Annotated in this window: 20 protein-coding genes and 1 pseudogene; 7 read left to right on the top strand and 14 right to left on the bottom strand. The window is 33.3% G+C overall.

What is annotated here, in order from left to right:
• The first annotated feature begins 4 nt into the window (after positions 1 to 4).
• Complete coding sequence (locus E0I61_RS00460) at positions 5 to 1810, top strand: peptide MFS transporter (RefSeq protein WP_131991409.1); 1806 nt, start codon at positions 5 to 7, stop codon at positions 1808 to 1810.
• Positions 1811 to 1856: 46 nt separating this feature from the next.
• Positions 1857 to 2318, top strand: coding sequence for a thioredoxin family protein (locus E0I61_RS00455; protein ID WP_131991411.1), 462 nt, complete (start codon positions 1857 to 1859; stop codon positions 2316 to 2318).
• Here E0I61_RS00455 and E0I61_RS00450 read toward each other — a convergent pair whose 3' ends face one another.
• The 5 genes from E0I61_RS00450 to surE all read right to left on the bottom strand — a co-directional run bounded on the left by E0I61_RS00450 (position 2319) and on the right by surE (position 7239).
• Positions 2319 to 4358 carry a ComEC/Rec2 family competence protein gene (locus E0I61_RS00450; RefSeq protein WP_132068687.1) on the bottom strand — a complete coding sequence of 680 codons (2040 nt, stop codon included), beginning with the start codon at positions 4356 to 4358 and terminating at the stop codon, positions 2319 to 2321.
• 49 nt (positions 4359 to 4407) lie between these two features.
• The gene (locus E0I61_RS00445) at positions 4408 to 4929 is read right to left on the bottom strand and encodes a C40 family peptidase (RefSeq protein WP_132068685.1); all 522 of its coding nucleotides are present in this window, start codon (positions 4927 to 4929) and stop codon (positions 4408 to 4410) included.
• Between the two features lie 47 nt (positions 4930 to 4976).
• A complete protein-coding gene (lpxB, locus tag E0I61_RS00440; protein ID WP_132068683.1) occupies positions 4977 to 6089 on the bottom strand; it encodes a lipid-A-disaccharide synthase in 1113 nt (370 codons plus the stop codon).
• Positions 6090 to 6194: 105 nt separating this feature from the next.
• A complete protein-coding gene (locus E0I61_RS00435) occupies positions 6195 to 6467 on the bottom strand; it encodes a hypothetical protein (protein ID WP_132068681.1) in 273 nt (90 codons plus the stop codon).
• Entirely contained in the window at positions 6460 to 7239 is a 780-nt protein-coding gene (gene surE / locus E0I61_RS00430; RefSeq protein WP_131991421.1) for a 5'/3'-nucleotidase SurE, read from the bottom strand. Before surE ends, E0I61_RS00435 begins: the two co-directional genes overlap by 8 nt.
• A 211-nt stretch (positions 7240 to 7450) precedes the next feature.
• Between surE and E0I61_RS00425 the strand changes: the two genes are divergently transcribed.
• The 3 genes and pseudogenes from E0I61_RS00425 to E0I61_RS16515 all read left to right on the top strand — a co-directional run bounded on the left by E0I61_RS00425 (position 7451) and on the right by E0I61_RS16515 (position 10780).
• The gene (locus E0I61_RS00425; RefSeq protein ID WP_131991423.1) at positions 7451 to 9628 is read left to right on the top strand and encodes a carboxy terminal-processing peptidase; all 2178 of its coding nucleotides are present in this window, start codon (positions 7451 to 7453) and stop codon (positions 9626 to 9628) included.
• 460 nt (positions 9629 to 10088) lie between these two features.
• Positions 10089 to 10385 (top strand): annotated as a pseudogene (locus E0I61_RS16520) (DNA/RNA non-specific endonuclease).
• Positions 10382 to 10780, top strand: a complete 399-nt coding sequence (locus tag E0I61_RS16515; RefSeq protein WP_262708560.1) for a DNA/RNA non-specific endonuclease — start codon at positions 10382 to 10384, stop codon at positions 10778 to 10780. The pseudogene E0I61_RS16520 and the gene E0I61_RS16515 overlap by 4 nt, the downstream one beginning before the upstream one ends.
• A gap of 61 nt (positions 10781 to 10841) precedes the next feature.
• On the opposite strand, the gene rodA is transcribed toward E0I61_RS16515, so the two are convergent.
• The 6 genes from rodA to purH all read right to left on the bottom strand — a co-directional run bounded on the left by rodA (position 10842) and on the right by purH (position 18064).
• A complete protein-coding gene (rodA, locus tag E0I61_RS00415) occupies positions 10842 to 12077 on the bottom strand; it encodes a rod shape-determining protein RodA (protein ID WP_131991425.1) in 1236 nt (411 codons plus the stop codon).
• A 5-nt stretch (positions 12078 to 12082) separates the two neighbouring features.
• On the bottom strand, positions 12083 to 14035 hold the full coding sequence (mrdA, locus tag E0I61_RS00410; RefSeq protein WP_131991427.1) for a penicillin-binding protein 2: 1953 nt from the start codon (positions 14033 to 14035) through the stop codon (positions 12083 to 12085).
• Positions 14032 to 14538 (bottom strand): rod shape-determining protein MreD, encoded by a 507-nt coding sequence (locus E0I61_RS16405; protein ID WP_132068679.1) that lies wholly within the window; start codon positions 14536 to 14538, stop codon positions 14032 to 14034. The genes mrdA and E0I61_RS16405 overlap by 4 nt, the downstream gene beginning before the upstream one ends.
• Positions 14531 to 15355 (bottom strand): rod shape-determining protein MreC, encoded by an 825-nt coding sequence (gene mreC, locus E0I61_RS00400; RefSeq protein ID WP_131991431.1) that lies wholly within the window; start codon positions 15353 to 15355, stop codon positions 14531 to 14533. The genes E0I61_RS16405 and mreC overlap by 8 nt, the downstream gene beginning before the upstream one ends.
• Before the next feature lie 100 nt (positions 15356 to 15455).
• Positions 15456 to 16484, bottom strand: a complete 1029-nt coding sequence (locus E0I61_RS00395; RefSeq protein ID WP_073205523.1) for a rod shape-determining protein — start codon at positions 16482 to 16484, stop codon at positions 15456 to 15458.
• 53 nt (positions 16485 to 16537) lie between these two features.
• Positions 16538 to 18064, bottom strand: coding sequence for a bifunctional phosphoribosylaminoimidazolecarboxamide formyltransferase/IMP cyclohydrolase (purH, locus tag E0I61_RS00390; protein ID WP_131991433.1), 1527 nt, complete (start codon positions 18062 to 18064; stop codon positions 16538 to 16540).
• Positions 18065 to 18264: 200 nt separating this feature from the next.
• On the opposite strand from purH, the gene E0I61_RS00385 reads away from it, so the two are divergent.
• Both E0I61_RS00385 and E0I61_RS00380 read left to right on the top strand, forming a co-directional pair.
• A complete protein-coding gene (locus E0I61_RS00385; RefSeq protein ID WP_131991435.1) occupies positions 18265 to 19521 on the top strand; it encodes an ABC transporter permease in 1257 nt (418 codons plus the stop codon).
• 118 nt (positions 19522 to 19639) lie between these two features.
• On the top strand, positions 19640 to 20686 hold the full coding sequence (locus tag E0I61_RS00380; RefSeq protein WP_131991437.1) for an NAD(P)-dependent alcohol dehydrogenase: 1047 nt from the start codon (positions 19640 to 19642) through the stop codon (positions 20684 to 20686).
• 53 nt (positions 20687 to 20739) lie between these two features.
• Here E0I61_RS00380 and accD read toward each other — a convergent pair whose 3' ends face one another.
• From accD to tamL, 3 genes are all read right to left on the bottom strand, one after another.
• Positions 20740 to 21594, bottom strand: a complete 855-nt coding sequence (gene accD, locus E0I61_RS00375) for an acetyl-CoA carboxylase, carboxyltransferase subunit beta (protein ID WP_131991439.1) — start codon at positions 21592 to 21594, stop codon at positions 20740 to 20742.
• A 71-nt stretch (positions 21595 to 21665) separates the two neighbouring features.
• Positions 21666 to 22733, bottom strand: coding sequence for a class II fructose-bisphosphate aldolase (gene fbaA / locus E0I61_RS00370; RefSeq protein ID WP_131991441.1), 1068 nt, complete (start codon positions 22731 to 22733; stop codon positions 21666 to 21668).
• Between the two features lie 60 nt (positions 22734 to 22793).
• On the bottom strand, positions 22794 to 25361 hold the full coding sequence (tamL, locus tag E0I61_RS00365; protein ID WP_131991443.1) for a translocation and assembly module lipoprotein TamL: 2568 nt from the start codon (positions 25359 to 25361) through the stop codon (positions 22794 to 22796).
• Positions 25362 to 25395 lie beyond the last annotated feature (34 nt).

Raw genomic sequence — 25395 nt, 5'->3', positions numbered from 1 at the left:
TAATATGAGTGAAAATACTACAGATCAATTTTTTAAAAGTACCGTTCTAGGACATCCAGCGGGATTATTCGTTTTATTCTTCACAGAGATGTGGGAGCGATTTTCATTCTACGGAATGCGTTCTTTACTGATACTATTTTTAACCGCTTCCTTTACAGATGGTGGTTGGGAATGGACTCGTGAAAATGCTTCTGCATTATTTGGATCCTATGTAGGATTGGTTTATTTATCCACAATGTTAGGTGGTTATTTTGCCGATAAAGTAATTGGTTTTAGATGGGCTGTTGTTGTTGGCGCAAGTTTGATGACTTTAGGACACGCTTCTATGGCTGTTGAAACAGAATTTTCTATTTATTTAGGATTAGTATTGTTGGTTTTTGGGAATGGTTTTTTCAAACCAAATATGACATCCATCGTATCCGAAATGTACAAAGACCGTCCTGAGAAAAAAGATGGTGCTTATACTTTATTTTACATGGGTGTAAATGCTGGGGCTTTCTTTGGTATTTTACTTTGTGGTTATTTAGGAGAAAAAGTGGGGTGGACTTATGGTTTTGGTTTAGCCGGTATTTTTATGTTCTTTGGAATGTTACAGTTTTGGTTGTCTCAAAATATCTTTGGAGACATCGGTTTAAAACCAAACAAAGAAAGCAAAGCGAAAGCAGAAGCTTTGGATACGGATAAAAGAAATCCTTTTTCACCAATACAATTAACAGCTATTGCATTTTCATCATTACTAGCTTTATTGTGGCTTTTGAATGATCCTGCTTCCAAAATATCTGGAGGTAAAGTAAATGTTTTTTCTTTCTTAGGAGCGAATGGTAATTCTATTGCTATAGTTTCAGCACTGGTTGTATTTATTATATTGTTGATTTATAGATTTACTCAATATTCTAAAATTACTAAAGAAAAATTAATAGCAGTTACATTTTTTGCTTTTCTGACTATTTTCTTCTGGGCAATTTTCGAACAGTCACCAAACAGTTTAACCATTTTTGCGAATGATTATACGGATCGAGTTTTAACAGGTAATTGGAGTGTAGTATTCTTAGTGATGAATTCATTGATTACTATTTTACCATTAGTGATTATTACTTGGGTATTGATTTTATTATTCAAACAAACTTTTAAATTTTACGCTCTTGCAAATATTATTCTAAGTGTGAGTTTTGTGATTATTTGGACAATAGCAATATGGATGTTGGCTAAAGATTATTACACTGCAGGATATTTATCATTGTCAGATGCTACTTTGCAGGCGTTAAAAATTGATAAAGTGACTACTGCATTGACGGAAGTTCCTGCAACTTGGTTTTCTACCTTAAATTCATTGTTTATTATTTCATTAGCACCATTATTTTCAAAATGGTGGGAAAGTAAATACAATCCTTCGGCTAATTTAAAATACGGAATCGGAATGGGATTATTAGCGCTTGGGATGGCTTGTGTTGCTTTTGGCGCAAGCGGAATCGAAGCTGGAGCAAAAACAGCTTCAGTAAGTATGATTTGGCTTATTTTGGTCTACCTTTTCCATACTATGGCTGAATTGTGTATCTCTCCGGTAGGATTGTCTTATGTGAGTAAATTAGTTCCTGCAAGAATGATTGCATTTATGTTTGGAGTTTGGTATCTTGCAGTTGCAATAGGAATGAAAGGAGCAGGTATGTTTGGAGAAAATATTGATAAAATTGCCAATGAACATGGATTAAGTTATTTCTTCTGGATGTTAGCCATAATATCTATTGCGGTGGCTTTATTCTCTATTTTGATGGGGCCGGTAATTAAGAAATTAATGCATGGTGTTCGATAATTTTCAGGCATCATTTTTGATTATTCAATAATTAAAAATTATAAACATGAAGAAATTAATAGTTGCTTTAGTATTGTTTGCGGGTTCATTTGCCGCTGAAGCACAAGAATTAGTTTGGGAAACCAACGTCATTAAGGCTATGGAAGTTTCTAATAAAACTAAAAAACCAATGTTGTTGTTTTTTACGGGAAGCGACTGGTGCGGTTGGTGTATCAGGTTACAAAAAGAGGTTTTGAAAACAGCTGAATTTGCTGCTTGGGCTAAAGAAAATGTGGTTTTAGTGGAATTAGATTATCCTAGAAGAACACCTCAGACTCCTGAGATTAAAAAACAAAATGACGAATTGCAGCAAGTTTTTGCAATTCAAGGATTTCCGACAATCCATTTTGCTAATGTCACAAGTGTAGATGGCAAAGTAAATTTTGAAGGTTTAGGAAGTACAGGTTACGTTGCTGGTGGGCCATCTGCATGGTTAGCTGTTGCAAATGGATTTCTGCATAAGAAATAATTAGTAGCTCAATTTATAATATCCCTTTTCACTCGTAGCGTGAAAAGGGATTTTTTGTTTCATACAAGTCACTTTCCATTGTTTTTGAATCGTTTTGTAATTAGACCCATCCGCTACGACCATCTTTGGTTTCATTGTCTGTAACAAGCGATCAAAATTTATTTTGGGAGAATGAGTCAGTATAATGACATCCGGATTTATATTTCTTGGAAAAACACCGGAACTGTCTAAAATGAAAATCTTCTTTCCATTAAAATAAAAAATATTTTGTAGCTCTTTTTTCTCTCTAAGACTACTTAGATTCCCAATTCGATACGACTTTAGAGCGTTGTTTTTTTGAACGGTTTTCAAAATACTATCATTCGCATAGACCGTTATGTTTTCCCCGTTTCGCTCTGCAAGCAATGTGTTTCTTTTGATGTTGAAAACAATCCATTCTTGTTCGTTTTGAATGTTCCTCTGAATACCCAAACACGAAATTTGTACAATGATAATGGAAACCAATGTCATTACTAATTTGTTAAAACTTGGTTTCTTGAGCCAAATAATTGCAGTTATAACTACCAAATAACTACTGAGTAACAGATAAAAATGCAATGGAATATCTTGTATTATAAATTGTTCCAAAGACGCAATCGCATTAATGATTTTATTCAAGTAATAGATGCTCCATTCTAGTAGTTGTGAAAGGAAGACAGGAATGCTGTTAAATGCGGCTAAAAGCATGACGAAAACTCCTAAAATCATAATGATGCTCAGAAATGGAATGATAATTAAATTGGTCACAAAAAATAAGCCCGGAAACTGATGGAAATAATAAATGCTCAAGGGTAAAGTGCCAATTTGTGCGGCAAACGAAACGGTAAGAATGTCCCAAATATATTTTGAAACCTTGTTTTTCGGTAACCAAATTGAGGCTAAAAGCGGTTGTAACCAAATAATGAAAAATAAAGCTAAATAGCTTAATTGGAAACCAACATCAAATAAAAAGGAAGGTTCAAAAAGCAGAATCAGTAAAATAGAAACCAATAAAGTGTGATAAATATTGACACTTCTTCGTAAATGATTTCCAATGGCAACAAACGAAAACATAGTTACGGAACGCACTACCGAAGGTGCTAAACCGGCTATGATTCCGAAAGTGAATAAAGAGGTAAGAATGATAAGTAATTTTAGGAATGAGCCACGTTTTGTGTTAGGAATTGGTTTTAGGATGAAGGTGACAAAAAGTAAAATGAAACCAATATGTAGTCCTGATACCGATAATATATGCACTGCTCCAGCATATTGATAATCCCGAATAATTTCAGGTGAAATATCCTGCTGTTGCCCCATTATTAAAGCTATGGCGACATTTAATTCGGTTTTATTAAAGTTGTTTTTTTCTAAATTATGAATAATTCTTGTTCTTAATTTAGAGGAATAATACCAGATGTTTTTCTCTATTTCAGAACCAATTTTGATTTCATCAACATCAGCATACAGTTGGGCATAGATTTGTTTGTTTTTGAGGTATTTGCTGTAATCAAATTGGTTTGGATTATTAGGAGGTCTGTTTTTAGATAAAACTCCCTCAATAAGTAAAGGTGTCCCAATCTCGAATTCATGATGCAAGCTGTCCTTTTGAATGTTCAAGATGATTCTTCCCGTTTGTTTTTTCTCATTAACACGGTTTATAATGGCAATGTAACGGTCGCTAAATGGTGAGCTTTTTAGTTTTTCGCGAATGATTATGGAAATGGAATGTGGTTGTTCAAAAACAGTCGTGTTGTTAATGTAATTGCTTTTTTGAAAATAATCAGTGTGAATTACTTGGGTCGAAATTCCAATAAGAAAAGACAGGAGATAAGTTGTCAAGCCAAAATAGAAAACATTCTTGCTTTTATTTCTGAATAAAAAATACAATGCTCCAAAAATACTGATGGATATGAAAAGTAAAATAAAGAGTAATGATAGTGGTAGATGAAAGTAATTGGTAAAAAGAATTCCTGAAATAAATCCAATTGTTATTCTCGCTAAAGGAAATTGGAGTACTTTCATAAGTCTAAAGTACACATTTTTAGTAAGAAACAAAGCGTTTTTTGGATGTCTATAACACTCTATTCAATTGTACAAAGGTTTTTTTATAGTACGGTTCTTTTGTAGAGGAAATAATTACTCCTTTTGAAGTAGAAGAATGGATGAATTTTATCTCATCATCATTGGCTTCAATGACGATTCCAACATGATTTATTTGTGAGTTTTTGTTGGTTTTAAAAAATATTAAGTCCCCTTTTTGTGCTTGTTCACGTTCGGGATTTATAACAACACCTATTTTTGACTGTTGATAAGAGTTACGTGGAAGGGTTATGTTGTTAGAATCAAAAATCGTAAACATTAAACCAGAACAGTCAAAACCTGCTTTTGTTGTGCCTCCGTATTTATATTTTACTCCAAGATTTTCAGCCGCTGCATCAATTAGTTCTTCAGCCAGATGATTTGTTTTTCTTTTTTCGGATTTCGTTAGTTTCTCTTTTTTTGTGTTGTTTTTTTTAGAAGTGACTATGGGAGAAGTCGATTTACAAGCCGTAAAAAAAACAAGAATCAATAATAGGAATGCGAAATGTTTCAAAAGAATATATTTTTGATAAATGTAAATAGCTACAGATTAGCTGTAAGCTATTGTAAATCAGAAACAATGAATTTAGCAGTTTTTTCACTAGCACCAATGCCACCTAATTTGTCTTCTAATAACGCATATTTTTCCAAAAGCGTATTGCGATGATTGGATTCCAGGATTTTTTTCAGTTCTTCCCGAATACGTTTTGTAGTACATTTCTCTTGAATTAATTCAGTGACCACTTCTTCATCCATTATCAAGTTTACCAATGAGATGTATTTAAGTGTAATGATTCGTTTCGCAATTTGGTAGGAAGCCCAGCTGCCTTTGTAACAGACCACTTCCGGAACTTTAAAAAGTGCCGTCTCCAGAGTTGCGGTTCCTGAAGTGACTAATGCGGCTGTTGAATTTCGCAATAAATCGTATGTTTTATTGGAGATGAATTTTATATTTTCATGAGAAATAAAATCTTGATAAAAAGAGAACTCCTGACTTGGAGCACCAGCGATTACAAATTGATAGTCAGGAAAATCATTTACTACGCTCAACATTACAGATAGCATTTTAGTGATTTCCTGTTTTCTGCTGCCCGGTAAAATAGCGATAATTGGTTTTTCGTCTAATTGATTTTCTTTTCTAAAAAGGATTGGATCAACTGCGGGTTGGTTGTGAATAGCGTCAATCAGCGGATGCCCCACAAACTCGACAGGCAAATGATGTTTGTCCTCGTAGAATTGTTTTTCGAAAGGTAAAATCACATACATTTTATCAATGTCGTGTTTTATATCGGTAATTCGGCTTTCTTTCCAAGCCCAGATTTGAGGGGAAATATAATAGTGTGTTCTCATGCCTAACGCTTTGCCCCATTTTGCTATGCGCAAATTAAAACCGGGATAATCTATGAAAATAAGAACATCGGGTTGAAATTCAAGAATGTCTTTTTTGCATATTTTGATGTTATTCAAAATAGTTTTTAAGTTAAAAATCACTTCGATGAAACCCATAAATGCCAATTCCCGATAGTGTTTTACTAAAGTACCGCCAACATTTTTCATCAAATCTCCACCCCAAAAACGGATGTCAGCATTTGGATCTTTTTTATACAGTTCTTTCATTAAATTTGAACCATGCAAATCGCCTGAAGCTTCACCCGCTATAATATAATATTTCATGCTTTCTAGATTAGGAGTTTATAAATTTGGATTTCAAACGTATAAAATCATATTTATTTTTAATAATCTGTTTTTCGATTTGCAAAGATAAACTATTACCGTTTCTTAAATAAACAGAGTGATAATTGCCATTATTATTACTGCTAAAACCACGCCGCGAGCCATTGTTTCTTTGTTCATTTTTAGTAAAAAACCAAATGCGATTAGTGTAAGAATAGAACCCAACGTTATAATTTTGCCCAAATTCCCTTGTGATTTCATAATTTGAATTCCAGCAATGAAATTAAATTCAGTAAAAAAAGTTATAAAAATATAACTCCCAAGAAGGGTAGTGGCGAATCCAATTAAAAATCCGACAAACAAGTCTGTTTTATTCATTCCATTTCCAGGTGTTAAGTTGTTGTACAGCATGATGCGCCGTCAAGTCAAATTGAACAGGAACGACGGATATGTATCCATTTTGTAAAGCCCATTCATCAGTGTCTTCGCCATTGTCTTGGTTTACAAATTCTCCGGCAAGCCAGTAATAATCCCTTCCTTGAGGCGTTTTTCTTTTGTCAAATTTCTCTACCCAAAGTGCTTTCGCTTGACGACAAATTCGGATTCCTTTAATCTCTTTTTCTTCTAATTTTGGAAAATTCACATTCAAAACAACTCCTTCCGGCAGTCCGTTTTCTAAAACTTCTAACGAAATTTTTCGAATAAAAGATTTTATATTGTCAAAATTGGCATTCCAATCATAATCCAATAAAGAGAAACCAATGGCAGGAATTCCTTCTATCCCCGCTTCAACAGCCGCACTCATTGTTCCGGAGTAAATCACATTTATGGAAGAATTTGATCCGTGATTGACCCCGGAAACACATAAATCCGGTTTTCGTTTCAGAATTTCATTGACAGCAAGTTTTACACAATCTACCGGTGTTCCAGAACAACTGTATTCTATAAAAGGATCATTTTCTTTAGAAATTTTATTCAAATACAAGGTGCTGTTTATGGTAATGGCATGGCCCATGGCACTTTGAGGATTGTCTGGAGCGACCACCACAATCTCTCCTATTTCTGCCATAACGGCAATTAATGCTCTAAGTCCGGGTGCAGAAATACCGTCGTCATTTGTTATTAAAATTAAAGGTCTGGTTTGTTTCATTATTTTATAGTTGCAAAAATGAGATTGATTATCGAGAATTTTCAGGACAAATGTAATAACACAGAATGGAATGTGTAAACAAAAGATAAAAATATGTTATGTTGATTCATTTAACTTAAAAGAAAAGAACATTTTTATATCTTTAACAAAAATTTATGGAGGCCCTGCCACTGTTGGCATAGTTTTTACCGTAACTTCGATTAAAAGATTCATGAATACTATTATTAACTTTATGAAAAGAAACTATAAAATACTACTTCTAGTTGTATGCATTTCGGTGACATTGTTTGCGTTCAAAATGAATGCAACAAAATCAACCGATCCCGAAAAAGATAAATTGCTTTTAGAGTTATTGACGTTTGTTATAGAGAAAGGACATTATAGTCCAGCTACAATTGATGATGCATTCTCTAAAGGAATTTATAAAGATTATATTGAGGCTTTAGACCCCTCTAAGCGATTCTTTTTACAATCTGATATTGATGAATTTTCAAAATTTGAATTGCAATTGGACAATCAGTTATTGAATAAGGATTTGACTTTTTTCAATCTGACCTATGACCGTTTAGTTAAGCGTATGGAAGAAAGCAAAAAGATTTACAAAGATGTTTTGAGTACCCCTTTTGACTATTCAGTTGATGAAAGTTTCAATATTGATTATGAAAAAGCGCCTTATACAAAAAATGTGTCTGAACTTAGTGATAAATGGCGTAAGCAAATCAAATTATCTACTCTTTCATCTCTTGTTGACAAACAAAAATTAGAAGAAGACAAAAAGAAAAATGATGCTACTTATGAAATTAAATCTTTTGAGACTTTAGAAAAAGAAACTAGAGAAAGTTCTATAAAATCATTAGACGAATATTTTGGTTTTATCAAGGATTTAGACAGAAACGACTGGTTTTCAGTATATGTAAATTCTATAACAGCACGTTTTGACCCGCATACAAATTATTTTGCAGCGGAAGAAAAAGAACGCTTTGATGTAAGTATCAGCGGTAAGTTAGAAGGAATTGGAGCTCGTCTACAAAAGAAAAACGATCTTACTGAAATTTCTGAACTTATTTCTGGTGGTCCCGCTTGGAGAGGAAAACAGCTAGAAGCTGGAGATTTGATCATGAAAGTGGCTCAAGGTAATGGAGAAGCGGTAGATGTTGTTGGAATGCGTTTGGATGATGTTGTGAAGAAAATTAAGGGACCTAAAGGTTCAGAAGTTCGTCTTACTGTTAAAAAAGTGGATGGAACAATTAAGATTATTTCTATTATCAGAGATATCGTTGAAATAGAAGAAACGTATGCGAAGTCCAGTATTGTAAATAAAAATGGATTGAAATACGGAGTGATTTATTTGCCAAAATTCTACATTGATTTTGAAAATAAAGACGGTAGAGATGCTGGAAAAGATATTGCTTTAGAAGTTGACCGATTAAAAAAAGCAGGTGTAAACGGTATTATCCTTGATGTTCGTGATGACGGAGGTGGATCTTTGTCGACTGTTGTTGATATTGCAGGATTGTTTATTGAACAAGGTCCAATCGTTCAGATTAAATCAGCCGGTATTAAAAAAGAGGTTCTTTATGACAGAGATAAAAAAATTGAATGGGATGGTCCTTTAGTAATTATGGTAAATAGTTTCTCAGCCTCGGCTTCAGAGATACTTGCTGCTGCAATTCAGGATTATAAAAGAGGAATCATCATTGGAAGTAAGCAAACCTACGGTAAAGGAACGGTTCAAAATGTAATTGATTTAAATCAGTTCGTTAGGAGTAGTTCTGTTGGGGATTTAGGAGCGATTAAAACTACTACACAAAAATTTTATAGAATTAACGGTGGATCTACCCAATTAGAAGGTGTTCGTAGCGATATTGTTATGCCAGATAGATATGCTTATTTAAAAATGGGCGAACGCGATATTGATAATGCAATGCCTTGGGATAAAATTGATCAGGCTGATTATAGTGTTTGGAATAATAATGCCAACTTTAATCTAGCAATTGCCAACAGTAAAAACAGAATTAGTAAAAATCCACAGTTTCAATTAATTGAAGAGAATGCAAAATGGATTGATAGTAGAAGTGAAGAGAACGTTTATAGTTTGAACATTGATAAATTTAAAATTGCTCAAGTAGAAATTGAAGAAAAAGCTAAAAAATATAAGCCAATCGTAAACTATAAAAACACATTGACATTTACTTCTTTACCTTATGAAACAGAAACGATGAGTAAGGATGTTTCGTTAAAAGAAAAAAGAGAGATGTGGCATGAAGCTTTATCAAAAGATATTTATGTGGAAGAGGCAATTAATGTTTTGGACGATTTACAACCTAAATCAATTTCAAAAAAAGATATTCCAGTTAAAATAAAAAAAGATAAATTGGCGAAATCTTAATAAGGAATTTGTTAATTCATAAAACATACAATCATTAATGTCTATTACGCTCCAGAAATTCAAGAAGAATTTTTGGAGCGTTTTTAGTTTGAGTAACATATCTTTATTGCATTTTTTTTAAATTTTAGAATCTGATAATTTTGAAAATAGCAGTTGCTGTAACTTTTAATTAATATAAACTGCTTAATTTTAACTTTAAAAACTAGAAGAATAGTAACAATCTTTATAGATAGTTATAAATGAAAAATAGAAAACTATTCGCTTTAATCTTTATTCTTTTTAATGGAATCCTTTTTTCTTCCTGTAAGAAGGATTTGGAAGTGATTAATTCAGCTGCTTACACTGGGGAAAATGGATATAACTTAAAGGAGAGTAAAAGTCATATTGATAGCATCGAGAATAAAGGAGCAACAATAGCGAAAATTTTTGATTTTTACCATCTACAATAGCCAATCAAGTTATGAAACACCAGTATTACACTTTGTCGTATAATGAAGTTCACGAACAGTCTGAGTGGGTGGCTTATGAATTGAAGAAAAAGTATATTAAAAATAATAATTTTAAGCGCCCTTTATTTATTGAGGATACTAAAGTAAAAACGGGTTCGGCTGATTGGTGAAATTATAAAAAGACCATGTATGATAAAGGGCATCTTTGTCCGGCAGGTGATATGGAGTTTGCTTTAGATGCGTATAACGAAACTTTTTTTACTTCAAATGTTTCTCCTCAAGTACATAATTTTAATAACAGAGTTTGAATATATTAGAACAAAATGTACGGTATTGGGCCGTGAAATACGATGGGATTTATGTAATTACAGGCGGAGTTTTAGAGCCTTCATTAATGATAATAGAGAAAGAGAAGGTTTCTGTTCCTAAGTTTTTTTATAAAATTTTATTGGATGATTCCACAGAGAACTTGAAGATGATTGGTTTTTTGGTTCCCAATTCAGAAAGTGAGAAACCCTTATATAGTTTTATAGTGTCAGTTGATCATATCGAAAAATTGACTGGAATTGACTTCTTTCCTAAATTGAATGACAACATTGAAAATCAATTGAAAAAAATATCAATTATAAAAATTGGAGTTTTAATTAGAATAGGATTTTTTAAAGTTTCGTTATTTTATCAAAACGGTAACTTGATGAAATAATTGAAATTTAATGAGACGAAAAATTAGAAACAAAATAAGTTCTTAACTTAAGCTGATTTAATTACCATTCGTTAACTTTATTAGCATCCATTTTTATAAATATAAACAATAATATAGTGAAGCCCCAAAGACCAGAACCTCCATAGGAGAAGAAAGGAAGTGGCACACCAATTGTTGGGAATATACCAACAACCATGGCGATATTTACAAAGAAATGAGTAAATAAAATTCCGGCTACACAATATCCATAAACTCTGCTGAATTTTGTTTTTTGTCTTTCTGCCAGATATATTATTCTAAGAAATAAACCTGCAAAAAGAGCGATAACTACTAATGAGCCTGCAAATCCCCATTCTTCACCTACTGTTGTAAATATATAGTCAGTATGTTGCTCAGGAACAAATCCTCCTTTGGTTTGTGTCCCTTCGAGAAACCCTTTTCCAATCCAACCTCCAGAACCAATGGCTATTTCGGATTGATTTGTATTATAACCGATTCCTTTTAGATCTACTGTTTTGCCCAAAAGTATATTAAAACGATCCCTGTGATGTTGCTTAAATACATTTTCGAAAACATAATTTACAGATAAAACAAACCCAGAAATAATTACAAAAAGAATACTGCTTAAAATAATGTTTCTATCGGCTAATCTTGATTTGAAATGAACTAACACTAGGGTAGCCAATCCTATAAGAATTACATATTGGGGCTCTAATATCAGCGTTAATACAAATAACAGTATGGTAATAAATCCTGTCCAAACATACCAAGACGGTAAGCCTTCGCGGTATAAAACAATGATGAATATACTGTATATTAAAGCACTTCCTGGGTCAGGTTGAGGAAGTATTAGGATCACAGGCAAAAGTATTATTGCAAGAGCTTGTATTTGCCTATTAACTTCTTTTAAATTGATTTGGGTATCACTTAAATATTTTGCTAACGCCAAAGCTGTAGCCGCTTTTGCAAATTCAGAAGGTTGAATTGTAAAACTCCCTATTGCATACCAACAACGTTGACCTGCTATGGTTTTTCCAAATAAAAATAATCCTGCTAATGTGAGTAGTGAAATTCCAAAAATGATACTTGCGTATTTTTCATAAAACTTACCGTCAACAGAGAGTATGATGAATATTAAAGGAATAGTTAATACAATGAATATAAGCTGTTTTTCATAAGTGTCTTCCATTGATGAAAGAGAAGACGAATAGATATTTAGCCAACCCAAAATAACTAATAAAACATAGATTATTATGCTTATCCAGTCGATGTTATTTGTTATGCTTTGGTTTTTCATCTGAATTAAATAGCTTGTTTATTCGATTTAGTGGTGTCTGTTTTTACTTTTACAGCTGGAATTATTGTTTTCTTTTTTAGAAGAGAATCGCTAATTCTTATTTGTAATTTAACTGCTTCAGAGAGTCCTCCTAATTTAGCATATCGACTTTGTAAACTTGTTGCTAGAATTCTTTTTTCCAGGTCAATTCTGGTAATTTTTTGTCTGAGGTATTTCTCTATCATCAAACTGGCGATAGGTCCTGCAATAGTCGCTCCATATCCACCGTTTTCAACCATAACTGCAATTGCAATTTTTGGATTATCTTTTGGTGCAAAAGCTACAAATATAGAGTGATCTTCTAATTTTACTTTTACACCACCAATTCTTGTAAAATTTTCCGCTGTTCCAGTCTTACCACAAATATCAATTCCTTCCACTCGTAGAGACCTGGCTGTTCCTAAGTTGTAAACATCAAATAAACCGCTGATAATTGGTTTGAAATGTTTTTTATCAATTGTGGTTACATGTTTCGTGGTGAATTTTTCGTCAATTTTATGGCCTTCAATTTTTTTAATGATATGTGGCGTGTAATAATACCCTTCATTCGCAACTGTTGCCATCATATTAGCCAGTTGAATTGGAGTCATTACAACTTCACCTTGACCAATAGAATTAGATACGATAGCGGTGCTTCTCCAGCCACCATTAGGATACATGCGTTTGTATGTTTTTGAAGAGGGTATTTTTCCTCTCTTGCCAGTTGGTAAATCATATCCCATGAATTGCCCAAGACCAAAACTTTTTGCGTGATTATTCCAAATATCAACTGCTTGTGCTGGCTTTGAGTATTTATTAATTGTTTTCATGTAAGCCGTTGCAAAATAAGAGTTGCAGGATTCAAATATACCTCTATGCAATTGAAGAGCACCTCCATGGCAGTGGCATCCCATAAAACGCCCTCTTGCATAACTAAAACCTCGATTGCAAAAAACAGTAGTATTAGCATCAATAACTCCTTCTTGTAACGCAATAAGTCCAGTTAAAATTTTGAATGGAGATCCTGGAGCATACTCAGCCAGCAAACCTCTGTCATAAAGTGGTTTTGCAATAGAATCTCGATACAATTCGGTATAATTCTTAGATCGTTGTCTTCCTACTAATATCCCAGGGTCATAGGATGGAGCAGTTACAAGTGCTAAAATCTCTCCAGTCTTTGGTTCAATAGCAACAATTCCGCCTCGCTTATTAATCATTAACTCTTCACCATATTTTTGAATTTCAGCATCTATGGTAAGATTTATGTCTTCTCCTTGAATAGCAATAGTATCGTATTTTCCTTCTTTATAAGAACCGATTTCCCTGTTGTATTTATCTTTTTGAATGTATTTTACACCTTTTATTCCACGCAAAAGATCTTCATAACTTTCTTCAACTCCTTGTCGTCCAATTAAATCACCGCTATTGTAATATGGATTTTTGGCGACTAGTTTTTCGTTGACTTGGGTGATGGACCCAAAAATATTGGCCCCAAAATCTACTTCATAATCACGAAGGGAACGTTTTTGAAAATAAAAACCTTCATATTTTCTTATTTTTTCTTGAAAAGCGGCGAATTCACTTTTGTTCAACTGAGATAAAAAGACAGATGGTAAACGCGGACTGTATATTTTAGCTTTTTCGATTTTTTTTATGAAATCTTCTTTTGTAATATTCAATAATTGACAAAATTCTAAAGTATCCGTATTTTTTACTTCTCTAGGAATAACCATGATGTCATAAGATGCTTGGTTGGCAACTAATAACTTTCCTTTTCTATCATACATGTATCCTCTTTCTGGAAATTCGTACTTTTTTTTAATGGCATTATTTTCAGATTTTAACTTTAAAGTGTCGTCAACAATCTGCAAATAAAAGATTCGAATTACAAGCAAAGATGTAGCTAGAATGATTAAGGAAGGCAACAAGACTTTTCTCATCTTTTGTTTGGCTTAATAAGATATATTATGATAATGCAAATAATAATGGTGAATACAGTACTTAATAAAGTTCGTATTAGTATATCAAAAATAAAGCTAAATTGGAATGCTTCCAGTAAAAATAACGTAAAATGGTGTATTACAACAGAGAGTAATATAAACGAGAATCTCTCAGGTGTTAATACGTCATTTAATTTTACAGTTTGATATTCATAACTTAGGCCAAAAGCAAATTTAAAAATAGATGGTCTAACATAGGCTAAAACCAAACATGCAGTTGCATGTATTCCGCCTGAATTACTAAACATATCCATAATAAGCCCAAGTAAAAAACTCGCAACTACAAGACCAGACTTGTTTCCATTTACAGGGTAAAGTATTATGAATAATATGTAGGGAAAAGGGCTAATGTAACCCAAAAAAGTCATATTGTTGAATATGATAATTTGAACTGCCAATAACAGAATAAATCGAAAAATATTGACTAACAATGCGCTATTCATCCTTTTCTCTTTTTTCTAAATTAGTGATTTCTTCACGGTCTTTCCTTTTTATTATATAGACATGACCTAAGTTAGTCATGTCGTTGAATAATCTTATATTTATGGTGTAATAATTGTTTTTTTCTTCTGTAAATATATTTTCAATAGTACCTATTCCTATGTTCTCTGGGAAAATTACAGATTGACCTCCAGTTACGATTGTGTCGCCTTTTCTTATCGCCGCTAATCTCGGAACATCGATTAATTGAACGAAGCCTGTATTTTTTCCGTCCCATATCAAAGAACCAAAGTGATTTGACTTTTTAATTTTGGCATTGATTTGAGATTTTTTATTCAGAATACTGATTACAGTCGAATAGTTTGGAGAGGTGTTTTCTATGATTCCAACAATTCCTAAACTGTTAATTACGCCCATATCTGGTTTTACACCTTGTAATTCTCCTGAATTTAAGGTTAAGTAATTTTCATGGACATTATAGGAATTATGTATCACTTTTGAAACGACAATATCGTTTGGTTTTACACCTTTAATACTGTCCAGTTTTTTTATTGCAGTAGTGTCTTTACGATTAAATAAAAGACTTTTCAGCTTTGCATTTTCAAGAGCAAGCGCATCATTTTGAGTTTTTAAATTCAAATATTCATTAAGGTTATTCACCTTTTCATACACTCCACCGCTTAAAAAATTTGCAGAACTGATTATTTTGCTCCTGTGGAAAGAATGGGATTGAATGGTGAGTGATAACGAGACACCCAAAAGCAGCAAAAACAGTAATCTATTACTGTTTTTAAAAATAAAATTAAATATTTGCTGCATTTCTTAACGGTATAATGTAAATAACTGTATGTCTTGTTTTGTAATCTAATTGCTGTAAATTGATTTGAGCTTGAAGGCTGGCAAGTGTAACAAAAACCGATTACTTAATCAAAATGCTTTTAAATTTTGTAATGTTTTTAAGTGCCATACCAGTTCCTCTAACAACTGCTCTTAATGGGTCTTCAGCAATGTAAACAGGTAAATCTGTTTTTTGTGAAATCCTTTTATCAAGACCTCTTAACATAGATCCTCCACCTGCAAGGTAAATCCCTGTGTTGTAAATGTCGGCTGCTAATTCAGGAGGTGTTTGTGATAAAGTTTCCATTACAGCATCTTCAATTCTTTGTATTGATTTGTCTAATGCTTTAGCAATTTCTCTATAAGAAACTTCTACTTGTTTTGGTTTACCGGTCAATAAATCTCTACCTTGAACAGACATGTCTTCTGGAGGAGTTTCTAAGTCTTCTATTGCGGCACCAATTTGAATTTTTATTTTCTCGGCAGTAGTTTCTCCAACAAAAAGGTTGTGTTGTGTGCGCATATAATAAACGATGTCATTTGTAAATACATCACCAGCGATTTTTACTGATTTGTCACATACAATTCCGCCCAATGCAATTACTGCAATTTCAGTTGTTCCACCACCAATATCCACAATCATGTTTCCTTTTGGTTGCATGATGTCTATTCCAATACCTATTGCTGCTGCCATAGGTTCATGTATCAAATAGACCTCTTTACCATTAACTCTTTCGCAAGATTCTTTAACGGCTCTCATTTCAACTTCAGTTATTCCAGAAGGAATACATACAACCATTCTTAAAGCGGGAGTAAACATTCTTTTCTTCAATGCGGGGATGCTTTTTATAAACAAGCTTATCATTTTTTCAGAAGCATCAAAATCAGCAATTACGCCATCTTTCAAAGGCCTTATTGTCTTAATGTTTTCATGTGTTTTACCCTGCATCATACTTGCTTCTTTTCCTACAGCAATGATTTTGCCCGATACTCTATCACGAGCAACTATCGATGGGCTGTCTATTACAACTTTATCATTATGTATGATTAAAGTGTTGGCGGTACCAAGGTCTATCGCAATATCCTCGGTCATGAAATCAAAAAATCCCATAAGTTTTTTAAGGGTTAGAAGTTATAAATTTGTGACGGACAAAGTTAAACAAATTAATGTTTAAAATGACGAGTTCCTGTAAATACCATTGCAACTTTATTTTCATTACAATAATTAATACTCAATTCGTCTTTTATTGATCCTCCGGGCTGAATTACAGCAGTTATTCCAGCTTCTTTAGCTATTTCTACACAATCTGGAAAAGGGAAAAACGCATCGCTTGCCATCACTGCTCCATGCAAATCAAAGTGAAAATTATTCGCTTTTTCTATTGCTTGAAGCAAGGCATCAACTCTTGATGTCTGTCCTGTACCTGACGCAATAAGTGTACCATTTTTTGCAAAAACAATCGTATTTGATTTTGTGTTTTTACAAATTTTGGAAGCAAAAATTAAATCCTGAACTTCTTGTTCAGTAGGCTCAGTTATAGTAACGGTTCTTAAGTCTTCTTTATTGTCGGTTATGTTGTTTCTTTCCTGAACTAAAATTCCGTTTAAGCAAGTACGTACTTGTTTTTGAGGTAAAGCTACTTCGTTTTGAACTAATATAATTCGATTTTTCTTTTCTTGTAAAATAGTAATGGCTTCAGTATCGTATTCAGGAGCAATCACCACTTCACAAAATAATTTGTTTATTTCTGAAGCCGTAGTAACATCAATTTTTGTATTCGAAATTAAAACTCCACCAAATGCAGATGTTGGATCGCAAGCCAAAGCCGCAAGATAAGCTTCGCTAATTGTAGTTCTTGTCGCTAAACCACAAGCATTATTGTGTTTTAGTATAGCAAATGTAGGGCCGTCATTTTTGAATTCATTAACCAAATTTACTGCAGCATCTACATCTAATAAATTATTGTAAGACAATTCTTTTCCGTGAACTTTTTTGAACATAGCATCAAAATCACCAAAGAAAAAACCTTTTTGATGTGGATTCTCCCCATATCTTAAAACTTGACCGTTAGCAATACTTTGTTTGTATATTGTTTCGTCAGTGTTGAAATAATTGAAAATTGCAGTGTCATAATGTGATGAAACATGAAATGCTTTTGTAGCCAATAATTTTCTGTCTTCCAATGTTGTAGCTCCGTTTTGATCTGTAATCAAATCCAAAAGCAAACCATATTGGTCAACCGAGGCTACAATTACAGTGTCCTTGAAATTTTTTGCGGCGGCACGTATCAAAGAAATACCACCAATATCTATTTTTTCAATAATATCTGATTCACTAGCTCCAGAAGCTACTGTTTTTTCAAAAGGATATAAATCAACAATTACTAAATCTATTTGCGGGATGTTGAACTCTATCATTTGCTGAACATCGCTCTCGTTGTCTTGGCGATTTAAGATTCCTCCAAAAACTTTTGGGTGTAATGTTTTTACTCTACCACCCAGAATAGAAGGGTAGGAAGTAACATCTTCAACAGGAATTACAGGAATCCCTAAATTTTTTATAAAATCCTCAGTCCCTCCAGTAGAATAAAGTGTAACATTTTGACTGTTTAGTTGTCTTACTATAGGTTCTAATCCTTCTTTTGAAAAGACAGAGATTAATGCAGATTGAATTGTTTTTGTTGTGTTCATTGTGTAGTTATAATTATAAAATGCAAAAATAGTTTTTTAATGTGAAAATTAAGCCATTTGAAAATGAGATAATGTGTAATTTTTACTCCTAATTTTCATTGGTAAAGATAAAATAATTGATTCTCGCAGCAACGAATACATTTTTCATTAGGTTTTTGAATAATATTTATGGAATTTTACTTTAATACAAAAAAATTTTTATGCTGGTTTACCTTCGATTATTAAAAGAGAGTTTTGGCTTTGCAATGAATGCATTGCGAAACAACAAGTTAAGAACGTTGCTTTCTTTGTTAGGAGTTACTATTGGAATTTTTTCGATTATAGCTGTACTTGCGGCCGTTGATTCTTTGGACAGGAAAATAAAAAAAGATATTGGAAGTTTAGACAATAGTACTGTTTTCTTTTTTAAATATTGTTTTGGACCCACAGATGTTCCAGACTGGAAGGTTGAACAATTTCCGGATGTAACTTATGAGGAGTATAAATTTTTAAAAAATAATTTAACGGATGTTGAAAGTGTTTGCTTTCAACTTTATGCTGGACGAGAAACTATAAAGTATGAATCAAAAACAGTAAGTTCAATAGCGGTAATTCCCTGTACTTATGAATTCTCTGATATTGAAAAATTAGATTTTAAAGAAGGACGTTTTTTTAGTGAGCAAGAATCAAACTCGGGAAGTAATAATGTTGTAATAGGTCATGAAATTGTTGAGTCGCTTTTTGAAGGGGTTTCTCCATTAGGTAAGGAAGTTAGGTTATACGGACAGCGTTTTAAAGTGGTTGGGACTCTAAAAAAAGTAGGGGATAGAATGGTGAGTTTTGGTTCTAATCCTGATCATACCATTTATCCTACGGTAAATAGAATACGAGGATTGTTTGGAGACAACAATCAATCATTTACTCCAATAGTCATTATTAAGCCTAGTAAAGGGATTGATGTAGAAAACCTTAAAGCTCAAATTTCATATAAAATCAGGAATTTTAGAGGGGTTAAATCAGGGGATATAGATAATTTTTTTATCAATTTTCTTAAAGGTGCAACTGATATGATTGATGAAACTATTGGTTTTATGAATATGGTTGGGTGGATAATTGCAGGATTTTCACTTCTTGTGGGTGGTTTTGGTATAGCTAATATCATGTTTGTTTCCGTTAAAGAGCGTACCCATTTAATAGGAATTCAGAAGTCATTAGGAGCCAAAAACAGGTTTATATTGTTCCAGTTTTTATTTGAAGCTATTATCTTGTGTCTAATTGGTGGAATAATTGGATTGCTTATGGTTTGGATTATTGCACTTATTCTAACAAATGTTTTAGATTTTGAATTTGTCTTAAGTGCGGGAAATATTACTCTAGGAACTGGATTAGCAGTCATAATTGGATTGATCTCCGGAATACTCCCAGCGATTTCTGCCTCAAAGTTAGATCCTGTGGAGGCGATAAGAACGGGAATGTAGTTTTTTAGCCTAAAGAGTCTGTGTGTTTTTGAATGATTTTTTCAATCGGATTTATTATATTCTTAACATTTCCAGTTTCTCTTTTTCGTACTTTTAACACTCAACTAAAATTTGTAATATGACAGCAATTAAAGCTTATGCAGCTTATGATGCGGAAACTCCATTAAAACCGTATTCGTTTGATAGAAAAGAACTTGGCAAAAAACAAGTTCAGATAGAGATACTTTATAGTGGTGTTTGTCATTCTGATATTCACACAGCAAAAGGAGATTGGGGACCTGCCATTTATCCGTTGGTGCCTGGCCATGAAATTGTAGGTAGAATTACTGCTGTAGGAAGTGAAGTTTCTAAATTTAAGGTAGGAGAATTAGCGGGCGTGGGCTGTTTTGTAGATTCTTGTAGAACTTGCCCTAGCTGTAAATCTGGAGAAGAGCAATATTGTGAAGAAGGCATGACGGGGACTTACAACAGTTACGAAAGAGGGACAAAAACGCCTACTTATGGCGGTTACTCGACCAGCATTACCGTTGATGAAAGCTATACTTTGCATATTTCTGACAAATTAGAACTTTCGGGTGTGGCTCCTTTGTTGTGTGCGGGTATTACAACATATTCTCCATTGCGCTATTTGAAGGTAGGTAAAGGGCATAAAGTGGGTGTTTTAGGTTTGGGCGGATTAGGTCACATGGCAGTGAAGTTTGCCGTTTCTTTTGGTGCCGAAGTCACCATGTTAAGTCATTCTCCTTCGAAAGAAGCGGATGCGAAAAAATTAGGTGCGCATCATTTTGCGCTAACGTCTGATTCCGGAATGATGGATTCTTTGACAAATAAGTTTGATTTTATTTTAAATACGGTTTCTGCAAAGCATGATTACAATGCGTATTTAAACTTGTTAAATACAAATGGAACAATGATTATTGTAGGAGTTCCCACTGCGCCAGCCGAAATCCCTGCCATTACATTAATCATGAAGCGCAGAAAAATAATGGGAAGCCTAATAGGTGGAATTGCAGAAACTCAGGAAATGTTAGATTATTGTGCAGCTAATAACATCACTTCAGATGTTGAAGTGATTGATATGGGGTATATTAATGAGGCTTATGAGCGCATGAATAAAAGCGATGTTAAATATCGTTTCGTAATAGATATGGCGAGTTTGAAATAGCAATAGATTACTTTTCAAGCATAAAAAAATCCCGATTGTTCGGGATTTTTCATTTATCTAATATCGTTGTTTTGAATCAAATCGATATACAAATTAATCTTGTCTTTCAATTCTTTTCGGGGTGTTATAAAGTCTAAGAAACCATGTTCAAGTAAGAACTCAGCAGTCTGGAAACCTTCCGGCAAATCTTTACCAGTGGTGTCTCGAACTACTCTTGGCCCGGCAAATCCGATTAATGCGCCTGGTTCAGAAATATTAATATCTCCCAGCATGGCATAAGAAGCAGTTGTTCCTCCAGTTGTTGGATCCGTACATAACGAAATGTATGGCAATTTTGCTTCGGCAAGTTGAGCCAGTTTAACAGATGTTTTAGCCAGCTGCATCAAAGAATAAGCGGCTTCCATCATCCTTGCTCCACCTGATTTTGAAATCATTACAAAGGGTAGCTTGTTTTTGATAGCGTGATCGATTCCTCTTGCGATTTTTTCTCCTACTACTGCTCCCATAGAACCACCGATAAAGGCAAAATCCATACAGCAGATAACAAGATCTTTTCCTTTTGATTTACCAACTCCGGTACGCACTGCATCCTTAAGTTTGGTTTTTTCCATAACATCTTTCAAACGATCTGCATATTTTTTTGTGTCAACAAAATGCAAAGGATCTTTAGAAGTCATGTTCTTATCTAATTCAACAAATTCATTGTTGTCAAATAAAATTTGAAAATATTCTGTACTTCCAATTCTAACGTGAAAACCATCTTCGGGACTTACAAATAAGTTACGAGCTAGTTCATCGGCATCAATAATTTTTCCAGTTGGAGATTTGTACCAAAGCCCTTTTGGAATATCCATTTTGTCTTCGGTAGCAGTAGTAATCCCTTTTTCTTTTCTTTTAAACCAAGCCATATTTCTTTAATTATGAATTATGAATTATGAATTATGAGTTGCCCTCGTAATTCATAATTCGTAATTTGAATTTATAATGTATTCACATTGTTCAAGTCAGCAAATGCTTGCTCAAGTCTTGTGTTGAAAGTAACTTCGCTTTCACGTAACCATTTTCTTGGATCGTAATATTTTTTGTTTGGAGCATCAGAACCTTCTGGGTTTCCAATTTGAGTTTTCAAATAGTCGATGTTTTTTACCATGTAATCACGGATGCCTTCCGTAAAAGCAAATTGTAAATCAGTATCGATATTCATTTTTATTACGCCGTAGCTAATACCTTCTCTAATTTCTTCTAATGTAGAACCTGAACCACCGTGGAAAACGAAATCTACTGGGTTGTGTCCTGTGTTGAATTTATTTTGAACAAAATCTTGAGAATTTTTTAAGATTTTTGGAGTCAATTTTACATTTCCTGGTTTGTAAACTCCGTGCACGTTTCCAAAAGCAGCCGCAATTGTAAATCTTGGACTTACTTTAGAAAGTTCTTCGTATGCGTAAGCAACTTCTTCAGGTTGTGTGTATAATTTAGAACTGTCAACATCAGAGTTATCAACACCATCTTCTTCACCACCTGTAATTCCAAGTTCAATTTCAAGTGTCATTCCCATTTTGCTCATTCTTTCCAAATATCCTTTGCAAATTTCGATATTTTCTTCGATAGGCTCCTCAGATAAGTCAATCATGTGAGAAGAGTATAATGGTTTTCCTGTTTCAGCAAAATGTTTTTCTGAAGCATCTAATAGACCGTCAATCCAAGGCAATAATTTTTTTGCACAGTGGTCAGTATGTAAAATTACGGTTGCTCCGTAAGCTTCCGCCAAAGTATGAATGTGTAATGCACCAGCAATTCCACCAGCGATAGCTGCTTTTTCACCTGTATTAGAAAGTCCTTTTCCTGCATTAAATTGCGCTCCTCCATTAGAAAATTGGATGATAACCGGAGCATTTAGTTTTGCTGCAGTTTCAAGTACACAATTGATAGTATTTGATCCCGTAACGTTTACTGCTGGAAGTGCAAATCCTTTTTCTTTAGCATAATTAAAAATTTCTTGAACCTGATCTCCTGTAGCTACGCCTGGTTTTATGTTGTGTGCCATTGTACTTTTTTTAGTTATTTTTTTTAGTTTTTAGTTTGCAAAAATAAGAATTAATTAGCATTAGAACGGATAATTTATTCCAAAATTTAAAACAGAGTTAGCAAAGTTGTATTCTCTAAACCATCTTTTGTTGGTTTCATTGGCTGGATTGTAGGTTTTAAATCCTAAATCAAAACGAATTACAAAAAAACTTAGGTCGTATCTAAGTCCAAATCCAGTGCCTAAAGCGATATCTTTTAAGTCCTTAAATTGTGTAAATGTCGATTTCTCATCCTCTACATTGTCTAATACGTTCCAGATATTCCCGGCATCGGCAAAAAGAGCTCCTTTTAAACTGCCTAATATCTTAAATCGATACTCCCCACTAATCGCAATTTTCATATTTGCCTCATTGAAATCATCTAATGCGCCACTGCTACCGGGGCCTAAACCATAGGGTTGCCATGCTCTGTTATCATTTGATCCACCTGAAAAATAACTTCTTGAAAAGGGAATGTAGTCTGAGTTTCCAAATGGAATGGCTATCCCAAAAAATGATCTAAATGCAAATATTTTTTCTTTGGATAAATCCCAATGTTTAATATAATCAAATTCTGTTTTTATGTATTCTGAATATTCTAAATTGAATATTTTATAATTACCATTTGAATTCTTATTCTGATTTGTTGTTGCTGCAAAAGCTGATAAAACGGTTCCTGCCGATTCTATTTTTGTTTTAAAAAGATAAAAAGTATTGTCAGTTAAATCCTTTTTGGTTGTTTTTGAAAAAGTGAAGCTGGTTGCCAAAATAAAGTCATTCTCCGTAAGTCTTAGTCTTCGCTCTTCAATACTTTTTACAGACTGAAAATCTGCGGGTTCTAATGGTTTCAAAAAGTTTGCGTTACCGGTGAGAACATCATTAGTAAAGCCAACGGTTCCTTCTTCAATAAGTAAATCTTTGTCAATGTCATTGTTATAATAGGAAGAATTTGTATTATATTCTTTACTGATTTCGTTCAAAGCATTGTATGAAGATCCGTAAACATTAAAGTAATTCTGCGGATTTAGATTGCGTACAAACTGAGTGTTGAACAAATCAAATCTGGCAGTATAGTTTCTTTTTGGAGTCCAATTGTATGATAATGCTCCTGTGAAATTCTCTTTGTCTAAACCAATATTTTGTTGTTTTGCAAAACCTACTGTGATCAAAGTAGATGGAATCATGCTTTTTGGAATGATTTTTTCAGTGCTGAAAGGCATGAAAATCCTTGGAATGTTAAGTTTTAAATCCAAACCATATTCTGAAACATTGAAAAAATTATTCTTTGGGTTTGCTAAATCCTTTGAAGATCCAATATTCCCACGTGCAGCTAATTCCAGTGTTTCGGCTCCATTAAAAACGTTTCGTATCGTTTCAGAAACACTTAAACCCACACCGAAATCTTGTATATTAGAATGGGTGACATCTAATGTAGTTCCAAAACTATATTTTTTCCTTGGGGTTAAATATACTTTTGCAATCAATGATTGTGCGGTTGAGTCTCTAGGATCAACTTCATATTGTATTGACGGATAATTGAAAATTTTAAGATTGTTTAAATACCGTGTTGTCAAAACAGTTTTGTAATCCGCAAATAACCCTCCTTTTGTAATAAAGATAGCATTAGTAATGGCTCGTGGCTTGTATTTTAATTTTTCCTGACTGTATAAGTTGAAGTTTTTATAGGTGGTACTATCCGTAATTTTTATAGTATTTGTACTTGGAGAATAATCAGTATAAATGTTTACATCACTTATTTTATAAATTTTAAAAGGCTCGGTTCTGCTCGAATCTTGTTCTTGATAAGAATAATTATTAATCATCAAGTTTATATTTGCCTGATTGACTTTTTTAATGGTGTCAATGTCAAAAGTTACATAATTCGGTTGGAAATAATACACTCCATTATTTCTAAAATGAGTAGTGATTCGGTTTTTTTCATTCTCAAAATCTTCGGTTTTATATTGATTTCCTGATTTGATAAATGTGCTTGACTTGTTAGTCTCATATAAAGAATCTAAAGCCGGAGTTAAAATAGTAGTTCTTAAGGAATCCAAAAAGTAAGCATTTCCCGGAGTAATGGCGTATTTTATTTTAGCTTTTTTAATGCTCAAAGTGTCTATTTTGTATGTAGCATTCACATTAAAAAATCCATCGTTGAAATAATAGTATTTCAATCGCAACAATGATTTATCTGCTCTTTCTTTGTCAATAATTATGGGTGGTTCTCCGGTTCTTTTCAAGAAATCATGGATTCCGTGATACCAGAAAGATTTTCCGAGTCGATTAACTTGTTTTTCAGACAGCCATTTGGATTTTCGTTCAAATTTTCCCGGGTTATTTGTAAACTTGGCTTGATACGTTGAATCTGGATTTAGATTGGCAAGATTGTAAAGATTCAATCTCAAACGGTATCCAAGTAAGGTGCTGTTTGGTTTTTGATACAGTTGATTAAAAACATTTTCATCCTTAATGGTTTTGTCATTTACAGTAATTTCGTTTTTTGTAAGCAGTAGTTTTCCGTCCGGAACTCTTTTTACAGCGTTACAAGCGCAAATTAGTATTGCAATTAGAATAAATGCAGTTATTTTTGTGGAAGTTTTTTTCAAGTGTTCTAAAATATTTAATTCAAAAGTACATTAT

This window comes from Flavobacterium ranwuense (assembly GCF_004349315.1).
Classification (GTDB): Bacteria; Bacteroidota; Bacteroidia; order Flavobacteriales; family Flavobacteriaceae; genus Flavobacterium; species Flavobacterium ranwuense.
The sequence above is the reverse complement of the archived record's forward strand: the minus strand, read 5'-3'. Positions and strand labels throughout refer to the sequence as shown.

What these genes read in the sequence shown, in the direction of transcription:
- E0I61_RS00435 (WP_132068681.1), bottom strand. Translation starts at nt 6,467, where the DNA reads ATGAATAAAACAGACTTGTTTGTCGGATTTTTAATTGGATTCGCCACT.
- E0I61_RS00395 (WP_073205523.1), bottom strand. Translation starts at nt 16,484, where the DNA reads ATGGGATTTTTTGATTTCATGACCGAGGATATTGCGATAGACCTTGGT.
- E0I61_RS00425 (WP_131991423.1), top strand. Translation starts at nt 7,451, where the DNA reads ATGAATACTATTATTAACTTTATGAAAAGAAACTATAAAATACTACTT.
- purH (WP_131991433.1), bottom strand. Translation starts at nt 18,064, where the DNA reads ATGAACACAACAAAAACAATTCAATCTGCATTAATCTCTGTCTTTTCA.
- lpxB (WP_132068683.1), bottom strand. Translation starts at nt 6,089, where the DNA reads ATGAAATATTATATTATAGCGGGTGAAGCTTCAGGCGATTTGCATGGT.
- E0I61_RS16405 (WP_132068679.1), bottom strand. Translation starts at nt 14,538, where the DNA reads ATGAATAGCGCATTGTTAGTCAATATTTTTCGATTTATTCTGTTATTG.
- E0I61_RS00385 (WP_131991435.1), top strand. Translation starts at nt 18,265, where the DNA reads ATGCTGGTTTACCTTCGATTATTAAAAGAGAGTTTTGGCTTTGCAATG.
- rodA (WP_131991425.1), bottom strand. Translation starts at nt 12,077, where the DNA reads ATGAAAAACCAAAGCATAACAAATAACATCGACTGGATAAGCATAATA.
- E0I61_RS00455 (WP_131991411.1), top strand. Translation starts at nt 1,857, where the DNA reads ATGAAGAAATTAATAGTTGCTTTAGTATTGTTTGCGGGTTCATTTGCC.
- E0I61_RS00380 (WP_131991437.1), top strand. Translation starts at nt 19,640, where the DNA reads ATGACAGCAATTAAAGCTTATGCAGCTTATGATGCGGAAACTCCATTA.
- fbaA (WP_131991441.1), bottom strand. Translation starts at nt 22,733, where the DNA reads ATGGCACACAACATAAAACCAGGCGTAGCTACAGGAGATCAGGTTCAA.
- mrdA (WP_131991427.1), bottom strand. Translation starts at nt 14,035, where the DNA reads ATGAGAAAAGTCTTGTTGCCTTCCTTAATCATTCTAGCTACATCTTTG.
- surE (WP_131991421.1), bottom strand. Translation starts at nt 7,239, where the DNA reads ATGAAACAAACCAGACCTTTAATTTTAATAACAAATGACGACGGTATT.
- mreC (WP_131991431.1), bottom strand. Translation starts at nt 15,355, where the DNA reads ATGCAGCAAATATTTAATTTTATTTTTAAAAACAGTAATAGATTACTG.
- E0I61_RS00450 (WP_132068687.1), bottom strand. Translation starts at nt 4,358, where the DNA reads ATGAAAGTACTCCAATTTCCTTTAGCGAGAATAACAATTGGATTTATT.
- E0I61_RS00460 (WP_131991409.1), top strand. Translation starts at nt 5, where the DNA reads ATGAGTGAAAATACTACAGATCAATTTTTTAAAAGTACCGTTCTAGGA.
- accD (WP_131991439.1), bottom strand. Translation starts at nt 21,594, where the DNA reads ATGGCTTGGTTTAAAAGAAAAGAAAAAGGGATTACTACTGCTACCGAA.